This window comes from Methylobacter sp., from assembly GCF_030680395.1.
Classification (GTDB): domain Bacteria; phylum Pseudomonadota; class Gammaproteobacteria; order Methylococcales; family Methylomonadaceae; genus Methylobacter_A.
The window spans coordinates 1-10,632 of the sequence record NZ_JAUXVR010000020.1 but is presented as its reverse complement, the minus strand read 5'-3'; the positions used below and the strand labels follow the sequence as shown (position 1 = coordinate 10,632).

Below are 10,632 nucleotides of genomic sequence, written 5' to 3'. Positions count from 1 at the left end.
TAGAAAGATCACCAGCACGCAGCTCATCCAATTTGTTTGTTCCCTGCCGCACAGGCAGCTTAGAAAGGATGAAAGTTGTGTAATATAATTAATAAAACGATCCCTGCCGCACAGGCAGCTTAGAAATCAACGAAAGCCATGCGATCAATAACCTGTTGGTTCCCTGCCGCACAGGCAGCTTAGAAAGGAAGATATTGTTACTGATACTATTTCTGTTCGTTCCCTGCCGCACAGGCAGCTTAGAAATTTTGATCCGTCCATATCCATCAGCTCTTCTTGTTCCCTGCCGCACAGGCAGCTTAGAAATGTTAAAAATGCCTAACCCTGCGCTCAACAGGGTTCCCTGCCGCACAGGCAGCTTAGAAAGCTTACTGGGTTATCGACGGCAAAAAAGTATCGTTCCCTGCCGCACAGGCAGCTTAGAAATAACGAGTTTGTTATGCAAAGCTAACTGTTTCGTTCCCTGCCGCACAGGCAGCTTAGAAATCTAAGCTATCAACCAATTCATTTACATCTACGTTCCCTGCCGCACAGGCAGCTTAGAAAGTTTCCGGTTCTTTTTCAGATATTGCTTTTTCGTTCCCTGCCGCACAGGCAGCTTAGAAAGCGTCAATGATTGCAGTTTGCGCATAGCGGTAGTTCCCTGCCGCACAGGCAGCTTAGAAATTTGTTATCAATAGCAATAGCAAATCATTTAAGTTCCCTGCCGCACAGGCAGCTTAGAAAGAGGTAAAACGATGTTTTTGTGCGCCCTGCTCGTTCCCTGCCGCACAGGCAGCTTAGAAAAGTTACATCCCCATTATTCCTGTCTATGGTTCGTTCCCTGCCGCACAGGCAGCTTAGAAAAATTTGACAAACGACTCAATCCGGTTTCTTCGGTTCCCTGCCGCACAGGCAGCTTAGAAAGTATCAAGATAAGAAAAACACGGATACATCATGTTCCCTGCCGCACAGGCAGCTTAGAAAAGCGACACCTCTCCCTCTTGGTTACAATCAAGGTTCCCTGCCGCACAGGCAGCTTAGAAACATACAGCGCATCGAACCCACATAGTCTGCTGGTTCCCTGCCGCACAGGCAGCTTAGAAACAATTATTTCCCCATCGATTATTATTGGTATTTGTTCCCTGCCGCACAGGCAGCTTAGAAATGAGTGCGGCCTCTTCATAACGGGTACATTCAGTTCCCTGCCGCACAGGCAGCTTAGAAATTGACTTCGTTTGATCCGCTCCCTACGTTCGCGTTCCCTGCCGCACAGGCAGCTTAGAAATGTATCTGATAAAGTCGTTTCTTTTCTCACTAGTTCCCTGCCGCACAGGCAGCTTAGAAAGACCGGTTGACGACGACGCTGACGAAGATACAGTTCCCTGCCGCACAGGCAGCTTAGAAAGCAGACGGAAGCAAAACGCCTTTATAGGTTTCGTTCCCTGCCGCACAGGCAGCTTAGAAAAGGTAGTAATAGACTGCACGACCTTATAGCCCGTTCCCTGCCGCACAGGCAGCTTAGAAAAGTGTTGCTGCCTGCAGTGCGCGTCGGTTAATGTTCCCTGCCGCACAGGCAGCTTAGAAATGCCGCTCTGCACGCCTCGCCAACCATGTCCGGTTCCCTGCCGCACAGGCAGCTTAGAAAAGATGAACAACGTCTTTGTGATGCCAACCGCCGTTCCCTGCCGCACAGGCAGCTTAGAAATCACGCTTGCTGTCAAACGTGATCCCATCGACGTTCCCTGCCGCACAGGCAGCTTAGAAAATACAGCGAGGTGTATTCCGCCATGTCGTCGCGTTCCCTGCCGCACAGGCAGCTTAGAAATAAGCATCAGCGCGTCGTTAAGGTTCAATCGTGTTCCCTGCCGCACAGGCAGCTTAGAAATTACGTCGTCGTCCTACGTCAGCGAGACGGTCGTTCCCTGCCGCACAGGCAGCTTAGAAAGAAAAGACGCGACCGAACAGAATCAACTTGTGGTTCCCTGCCGCACAGGCAGCTTAGAAAGTTTTCTTTTTGGCAATACGTTACAGTTGATCGTTCCCTGCCGCACAGGCAGCTTAGAAAATAATGCGGCCGGGATTATTCCGGATACGATGGTTCCCTGCCGCACAGGCAGCTTAGAAAATGTACACCATATTCGCGAAGAAAGAGAAAAGGTTCCCTGCCGCACAGGCAGCTTAGAAAATCTTGATCTATACCGTCCAGAGCAACCGAGTGTTCCCTGCCGCACAGGCAGCTTAGAAAGGGTCTGAGAATGGCTGGTATGTGCTGCGCTGTGTTCCCTGCCGCATAGGCAGCTTAGAAAACTCAGATTTAAATATCAAACCGTCAAGTCGGCTTAACGCTTTGTTTATGAAAATAAAACTTCAGTTCAGACAACCAGCGATTGAAAGCTAACGAGTTTTTCAGCGGCAGAGGAGTCGCAAAGGCCCCAAATTTTCATCACAAAAGCAAGGTTGGAAGTGGGCGGAGATAAATCAAGCCAGCGTCTGAATGTCAGCGTTTTTTGTAGAGCGACAGCATAAAAATGTTCATCCATTTAATTCTTCTCCTGTGGAGATGTCTGTAAGGCTGAATTTATTTATTTTCGCTAAACATTCAATCCCATATGACTAGGTGTTAGCACTGATTGTTTTATTAACTCTCGTCCTATATCGTTTAACTAGAGAGTAAATGACGTCGTCGAAGTGACATAAATCAGAAATATGTCTGTCGGTGACTGTAAACAGGTGTTTTGGGGGAGTCTGAAGCCATTTATGGGTTATGCGGCATAACCTATGCATAGCCCGTCTTTTTCACTGTTAGATTTGCCATGTAGGACATCTTTTAATTCTACTAACCTTGATCGCGACATCAACCTAATGGTTTCAATATTTAATAAAACAGGGGCTTGGAATATTGCTAATGAACAACAAAGATTGACTAACGAGGCCGCACAAACCGACTTACGCCTTGTAGGTATTGGCTTAGGCTCTTCTTTAGATCTTGTCGGCATTTATTATTCCTGGTATAGAAAAAACAAAGGGGATAACAGAGCTTAATCGGCGCACAGTTATGTATTACGCCTCAGCCTCATTTTAAATCGAGTACTTTATTATGCGTTTCATTATTATTGGACTGTCTATTATATTTTTTACCTTATCAACAATTATCACGTTTAAAGCACTGGAACTCCCGGATCAGAAAGTTTCTTATCAGGACCACCAGAAAGACACGACATCTGAATTAAACAATGTCATAAAAAAATTGACCGAAGATCAGGATACCAACAAGGCCATTGTTGCAGACCTACAGGCGACAGTTGCTCAGCTTGAAGACAAACTAAAAGTAAAAGAAGAAGTCCCTGAAAGCATTAAAACTACAGATGCCGAAAACAGGCCACGGACTTTGGCGGTCTTTGGCGGCGGGACGTTTCGTTCCGGTAAGACTGTCTTAAATGACGGTGATTTATCCACGATTGAAAATTTTGTCGGGGAAATATCGGCATCTCAAGGCAGTCGCGTCATTATAGAAGGCCATACCGACAATATACCGACCGGTAAGCAACACGTTGACAATATGGATTTGTCATTACGCAGGGCAAGAGCTATCGCGAATATATTGGTTTCTCATGGCGTATCGTCCGACCGGATATCGGCAATCGGTTATGGTGACGCCCACCCGATAGACTCCAACGATACAGAAGAAGGCAGAGCAAAAAACCGCAGGGTCGAGGTAAAGCTTATGCCTAAAGAACCTACAGAAGGAAAAAGTTAATGCATATGTACACAGAGCACTTTAACCTCAACTTACTCCCATTCGAGAATGTACCGGATCCACTGTTTTTTTATGGCTACGGGGACCATGCTCTTATACGTAAACAGATAACCGGATCTTTACAGAGCGGCCGGGGTTTAATCGTTGTAATCGGACCTATCGGTTCCGGCAAGACGACTCTCAGCCAGATGATAAAATTCGATTTTCCTGAAAACATCAAATTAATATGGATGGGTGAACCGCCTACAAACAGCGCTAACCTGTTTCTGTTTCTCGCCCAGGAACTCGGAATACAGCCGTCATCGTCTGAAAAGACCTTTATTATAAGGGACATCAGAAATGCCCTTTTAAAGATCAATTCTGAAGGAAAGAAGTGTCTGATCATCATGGATGAGTCACACCTGATGACAGACGATGTTATCAACGGCATCCGTTTACTGAACAATCTTGAAGAAGGGTCGATTAAACTCATCCAGTTGCTGCTCCTCGGCCAGGAAGAATTAATGGAAATAATAAACAGGCCTGAGATGGAACCCTTTAAACAGCGAATCGCTACACTCGAAATTCTGGGAAAGATGAATGCAGAGACAATACTCAAATATGTCTCGCATCGCATTCAGGTAGCCGGCGGCACCCCTGCCCTCATTTCAGATACAGGATGGGAGGCGCTCGCTATTGCCTTTAGTGCCGGTGGGACACCGCGTACGATCAACTCATTGTGTGACAAGTCATTTAATGTTGCTTTTGAACGCGAAAAACCAGTCGTTGACGCGCTGGATATCTATGAAGCAACCCAGAGAATGGGCTTGGTAACCGATGTCTTTCATTACATTTGTTTGCTAAATACCAGAGCAAGAGAAATAAAAAGTCAGGAATCGCAGCCGGCAGCAGATAAAGCTGTTCCGAAAACAGCAGAACAACCCTCACCGTCTATAACCAACGAAGCAGAACAGATAAGATGGGAGACGACAAGCGAAGTTCCTGTCATTTCCAGAATAAGGGTAGGGGCAGCCGAACTATCCCCTGCAGATCAAGAAGGTTTAAAAGTGCCTTTTACCTTACTGTTCTTATCAATAGTCGCACTCACCTTAAGCGTTTTATTCTTTTACCACCGGGCCCCGACTCCACTGGATTTCCCGGCTATCTCACGGACTTATTCAACGCTGTAAGACGCAAGCCGTAAGGCATGATAGCGGTTTTATCGCGTATTGCGCTTTACACAGCAGGCCTCGCATAAGCATTCATACGAATTGTGTATTCATTTCGAAACATTGTAGATTTAATAACCATCGCCGTAATTTGGCGGATTGCTAACGGCAAATCCACTGACAGATCTTGATACAGTAACGACGGGCGACTTACGGCCAAGAACCGGGATTCTCCGATGTTGTTCAGCTTCCGGAAGCTGAGTTGTTGTCATTACAAATTCGATATAAATAGAGTTAAACGGTTTGCCGTGTTACGCAAAGCAGCGCGATATTTGAGGAGACTGGGCAAACCATCTAGTGATGCGGTTATAACATCATCAACCCATAAAGATAGGACGTCCATGACGAAGAAAAAACCACCTATTGATCCTAATTCTGACGCCGCGGCCGACACGGCCAAGAATCCCAGGAAGCCGCAGTTCACCCCGGAAACTCTGGACTCGACCGTCATCGCAATTCCGCTTCTCGATAAGCTAAAGGAAGAACAGGAAAAGCTTAGGAAAGACCCCGAGCACAAACCTGAATCCTTCCCGGTCATCATTGATTTAAACCTTGAATTTCCTGAAGGGCGCGATAAGGCGGGAAAGCAGGTTATAAACACAATCGAAGCCATAATCAAAGATTATGGCAAAGATCGCAATCGTCATGAAGCGGTCAACTACGAAAAAACCCTGTACAGCACACAATATGTGTTTGCAAGCCTTGGAGGCGATGTAATACGTGAACTGGTGAAACGGGATAGTAGCACTGGGAACCGGCCCGGCCTGGGGGCTATTTTCCATATTTGGCCCGACTTTAAAATTGAATCTCTCATCAACAAGTCAATCCGCACGGTCAAGGCCGACGCAGCGCAAACTTCCTTCTCCGCTTTTGGAGAAAACATTGTCTGGGCGGTGCTTGACTCAGGGATCAATGCCTCCCATCCACATTTCAAATATTACGAAAATCTTAATCTTAAGCCTCCGCTCGCCCATACCGACTTCACCCGATTGGGTGCTGCCAATCCGGATGACGCGACTGCGATGCACGACGCATTCGGACACGGTACGCATGTGGCCGGCATTATTGCGGGAGCATTGAAGCTAACTACGGAATACAAGAAGAAAACGGGGGTGAAGGAGATTCGCGCAAATTCCAGACAGCGCGACGAGCACGGGGAAATATCCTACAACGAAATAAAGATCGACGCCATTTCGGGAATGGCTCCCAAGTGCAAGCTGTTGAGCCTCAAAGTGCTTGATGAACACGGTGGCGGCTTGGCGAGCAATATCATAGCGGCTATCGGGATGATACAGGAGCTCAACGGGCATGGCCGTCGCCTGCTGATTCATGGCGTGAACTTGAGCGTTGGTTATGATTTCGAGCCGGAATGGTTCGCCTGCGGGCAGAGTCCTTTGTGCGTGGAAGTGAACCGGCTCGTTCGCTCAGGCGTGGTCGTCGTCGTGGCGGCGGGCAACACCGGCTATGGCGTCGCACAGAGCCAATTCCGCGGTGTCATCTCGGCCGGCATGGATTTGACGATTAATGATCCAGCCAATGCTGACCTGGCCATCACCGTAGGCTCGACACACAAAGACATGCCGCACGTTTACGGCGTTTCTTACTTTTCGTCCAAAGGCCCGACGGGCGACGGTCGGGCCAAGCCGGATCTGGTCGCGCCCGGTGAAAAGATATTATCCTGCGCGGCGGGCACCAGGCTCGAAGAGATGCAATCGGCAGGCCACGATTGCGACTATCTGGAACTGAGCGGCACAAGCATGGCGGCGCCGCATGTTTCGGGCGTGATTGCAGCCTTTCTTTCAATCCGGCAAGAATACATAGGATATCCGGAAAAAGTTAAAGAGATATTCCTTTCTACGGCAACTGACCTGAAGCGTGACCGATACTTTCAAGGGTATGGGCTTGTGGATTTGATGCGTGCTGTTCAATCGGTATAAGCACTGGAGATTACTATGAAAAACGTGAAAGGTTTTACTTATTTTGAAGTGGAGTTCAACAAGGACGGAAGCATCCACGACCAGAATCAGGCTAAGGCGTTGATGGATTTTTTAGAGCTGGGAAGCGTGTCTGATTTGTTTGTCATCTCACATGGATGGAACAATGACATGGCCGATGCGCGTGGTCTCTATAGTCGCTTTTTTGAGTGCATGCGTGCAGTGATAAACTCGGGTGCGGTGGACGGCATCAGCACACGCAGCTTTGCTGTGCTGGCGGTACTGTGGCCCTCCAAGAAATTTGCGGAACAGGATCTTATTCCTGGTGGTGCGGCAAGCGGGAACTCGCCCATCACCAACGACTTCCTCAAACAAGAACTCAACGGGATGAAAGGCTCGTTTGACAGCAAGGATGCTGACGCCGTTCTCGACAAGGCAATCCGGTTAGTGGCCAAACTTGAAGACAGTCCAAAAGCCCAAGCAGAGTTTGCCGATTTACTGCGTTCGATACTCCCTAAACCTACACCTGACAATACGGATGCATCTGCTGATTTTTTCAAGCTTCCAGGCGATGAGATCATCAAACGGTTGAGCAAGCCCGTGCCGATAGTGCAGTTGCAACCGGCGGCAGGGCTTGGCGGGGCGGCAATAACCACAAACGGCACGGGGTCGGCCGGTGGAGGCGCGGCTGGAATCGGACAATTCTTTAGCGGGATTAAATCGGGCGCACTCAACTTGCTGAATCTCACCACGTACTACCTGATGAAAGAGCGGGCAGGCTTAGTGGGAAGCAAGGGCTTGAATTCGTTGCTTAAAGCAATCTTGGTTCAGCCAACCAAAATCAAGCTTCACTTGATAGGCCATAGCTTTGGCGGACGCGTAGTCACCGCCGCTACCGCCGGGCCGGACGACCGGCAGCATGTCATCGTGGATACGCTGACACTGTTGCAGGCGGCGTTCTCGCATTATGGCTTCGCGGAGCGTTATGATGAAAAGAACGACGGCTATTTCAGAAAAGTTGTGACAAACAAGACGGTGAAGGGACCTACGGTGATCAGTTTTACGAAGAATGACCTTGCCGTGGGCAAGGCCTATCCTCTTGCCTCATTGATTGCGGGACAGGTTGCTGCCGAACTCGGCGACAAGAACGACAAGTACGGCGGCCTTGGCCGTAATGGCGCCCAAAAAACCCCCGAAGCCACGGAAGGCAAGTTGCTTGCCCTCAACATGCCTTATCAGTTGGTGGCCGGTAAGCTTCACAATTTAAACGCCGACGCGATAATCAAAAGTCACTCTGATATATGCCATAACGAAGTCGCTTACGCGATACTCGCTGCAGTTTCGGAAACATGATTTTCTCCAACAAAAGAAGCCCGGCAGGTCAGGCAATATCTTTTCGTTGCCCGACCCTTGAAGAAAGTGAACATCAGGCATAAACAGCATGCCCACCTTACAAAACTACAGCGTTACAGTAGAGGCGTTGAATTTTTAACGCTCACCGGATTTTCTCTGCATGAAATGGTTTATAGGCAGTGTGAAATAAAAAGAGGTGCCTTTTCCAGCTTGGCTATTGAAATTCAAAGTACCTTCATGGGCTTCAACAAGTGAGCGGGTGATGGATAACCCCATACCCATGCCATCCGCCTTGGTGGTGTAAAAAGGCGTCAATATTTTTTGTTGTTGGTCTTTATCGATCCCTGTTCCATTGTCTTTCACGCTGACCTTTATGTCATTATTGCGAGTCAATAGACTGGAGATGGTTAATTGGCGCTGCTGTTTTTCCGGTAAGTTTTTTAAGGCATCAACGCTGTTTCGGATCAGGTTTATGATGACCTGTTCAATTTGTATCTGATCGACATGGACAGGCGGCAGATTATTTTTCAGTTCAAATGTTAGCTTTATGCCGTTCTGTTTAAGTTCGGCAACACACAGATTGACACACTCGTGAATCAAATTATTAACGTCGGCGGCTGAGCGCTTTTGTGCATGCGATTTAACAAATTCCCTCATACGATGAATTATCTGTCCTGCTCGTAAAGCCTGTTGCTGAGTTTTGGATAAGATTTCAGCAAGCCTTACCATATCAGGATTCTCAGCGTTGATAAGGTTTAAACTGACTTGCGTATAGCTGGAAATCGCGGACAAAGGCTGGTTGACTTCATGGGCAATACCTGACGCCATCTCCCCCATCAGCCCAAGGCGAGTAACATGGGCGAGTTCGTTCAGATGTTTTTTGTCATTCTGTTCCCGGTGTTTGCGTAAACTCACATCACGTACAATATGGGTAAAATAGCGCTCATTACCGATTGAATACTCCGCTGTGGACAGATCTAAAGACACCAAAGAACCATTTTTGTGAATGCCTTCAACCTCCTGAATTTGACCGACAGGTTGTGCAATATTGAGCAAGCGACAATAATTCGTTTCTTTTGATGATGATTGTATGAGTTTGTTAATACTGCAGCCAATGAGCTCTTCCGGTGTATAACCAAAAATAGCGTCTACTGCGGCATTAGCAGATACGATGCGGTTGGATATGCCAATAGTGATAATGCCTTCCACTGATGCACTAAAAATGGAGTTTAGTTTGGCTTCCCGTTCCAGCAGTTGGTGCTTGGAGCGGCGGAGTTCTTCAACTTTTCTCATTAAACTCAGATTACTTGCAGTCAGTTCGTTAGTCTGCCTGTGAACCTTTTTCTTCAGTTTTTTATTAAGACAGATGATGGTTTCTTGTGCCTGCTTACGCTCGGTAATATCCTGGATGGTACCCACCAGTTGCACGGGATTGCCGGCTTTGTCGTATTCGATGTAGCCATGAGCGCTTACCCAGCGTGTTTCGTTATCGTTTGGACGGATGATTTCATACTCCATCGAAAACCGTTCATGGTTACGCATTATTTCCTGATAGTGATCAATTACACGCTGACGGTGTTCAGGATGAATCAATGTTGCCCAATTGGGACTATCTCGTTCAAAGTGCGCGTCAATGCCGAAAATCTGATCGAGCAGGGGCGAGCATTCCCAACGACCGGTCGCCAGACTAATCACGTAGTAGCCTATTCCTGCCGTCTCATGCGACAGATGCAAAAGTTTTGCGTTACGATTGGCTGTTTTATTTTTCCGTTTTAGCGTTCGATAGGAAGCCAATAGCGTTAAGGTAATAACACCGGTTAATAGGGTAATGACTGCGGCAATTTTGACATATTGGAGCAGTTTTTCTTTATCGGCTTTGGGATCAGGGTCGTAGCTGAAACCTTGCAAAAATTTACCGTTTTCAACCATGCCCGCTTTGATGAAGGTTTCCGCCATGTGCCGCCAGCGCCAGGGATTCATGTGTCCCAGATCGATGACATCCGGTATGATCAACGAACGTATTGCGTCGGCTTCAAAGTTAAGATGACCCCTGGATTTGTTGACGCGGTATTTGTTGAGCAATAGATCGATAATTTCCTGCGGATGATCCATTGCGTAATACCAGCCTTCAAGACTGGCTTGGCGAAAGGCCTTGACGCGCTCGGGATGCTGTTTAAGCTCATCTTCCGTTGTAAACAGAATATCGCTGTAAAAATCGACACCGTAGTTGCGCGGATTGAGTACGGTGAATTCAACGCCTTGTTGCTTTAGAAAATAAGGTTCGTTGCTCAGATAGGAATTAAAGGCATCTGCCTTGCCGTCAACCAAATCATGAATTTCATAACTGCTGGGGATGACATGAAGGCGGCTTATGTCTATGCCTTCATTATTGAACATG

At 47.5% G+C, this 10,632-nt stretch carries 7 protein-coding genes and 1 CRISPR repeat array; of the genes, 5 read left to right on the top strand and 2 right to left on the bottom strand.

Annotated elements, in window-relative coordinates; all coding sequences use genetic code 11:
* Positions 1 to 38: 38 nt before the first annotated feature.
* Positions 39 to 2,288: direct repeats of the CRISPR family, unit length 28 nt; unit sequence GTTCCCTGCCGCACAGGCAGCTTAGAAA.
* A gap of 66 nt (positions 2,289 to 2,354) precedes the next feature.
* The gene (locus tag Q8L79_RS07985; protein WP_305269881.1) at positions 2,355 to 2,522 is read right to left on the bottom strand and encodes a hypothetical protein; all 168 of its coding nucleotides are present in this window, start codon (positions 2,520 to 2,522) and stop codon (positions 2,355 to 2,357) included.
* A 238-nt stretch (positions 2,523 to 2,760) separates the two neighbouring features.
* Between Q8L79_RS07985 and Q8L79_RS07980 the strand changes: the two genes are divergently transcribed.
* From Q8L79_RS07980 to Q8L79_RS07960, 5 genes are all read left to right on the top strand, one after another.
* Positions 2,761 to 3,024, top strand: a complete 264-nt coding sequence (locus Q8L79_RS07980) for a hypothetical protein (protein WP_305269880.1) — start codon at positions 2,761 to 2,763, stop codon at positions 3,022 to 3,024.
* Positions 3,025 to 3,079: 55 nt separating this feature from the next.
* Entirely contained in the window at positions 3,080 to 3,739 is a 660-nt protein-coding gene (locus Q8L79_RS07975; protein WP_305269879.1) for an OmpA family protein, read from the top strand.
* The gene (locus tag Q8L79_RS07970) at positions 3,739 to 4,908 is read left to right on the top strand and encodes an ExeA family protein (protein ID WP_305269878.1); all 1,170 of its coding nucleotides are present in this window, start codon (positions 3,739 to 3,741) and stop codon (positions 4,906 to 4,908) included. Before Q8L79_RS07975 ends, Q8L79_RS07970 begins: the two co-directional genes overlap by 1 nt.
* A 380-nt stretch (positions 4,909 to 5,288) precedes the next feature.
* Positions 5,289 to 6,884, top strand: a complete 1,596-nt coding sequence (locus tag Q8L79_RS07965; protein ID WP_305269877.1) for a S8 family peptidase — start codon at positions 5,289 to 5,291, stop codon at positions 6,882 to 6,884.
* 15 nt (positions 6,885 to 6,899) lie between these two features.
* The gene (locus tag Q8L79_RS07960) at positions 6,900 to 8,234 is read left to right on the top strand and encodes a hypothetical protein (protein ID WP_305269876.1); all 1,335 of its coding nucleotides are present in this window, start codon (positions 6,900 to 6,902) and stop codon (positions 8,232 to 8,234) included.
* Between the two features lie 135 nt (positions 8,235 to 8,369).
* Here the strand turns inward: Q8L79_RS07960 and Q8L79_RS07955 are convergent.
* Positions 8,370 to 10,632, bottom strand: a 2,263-nt coding sequence (locus Q8L79_RS07955) for a PAS domain S-box protein (protein WP_305269875.1), incomplete at its 5' end; no start/stop codon positions are given.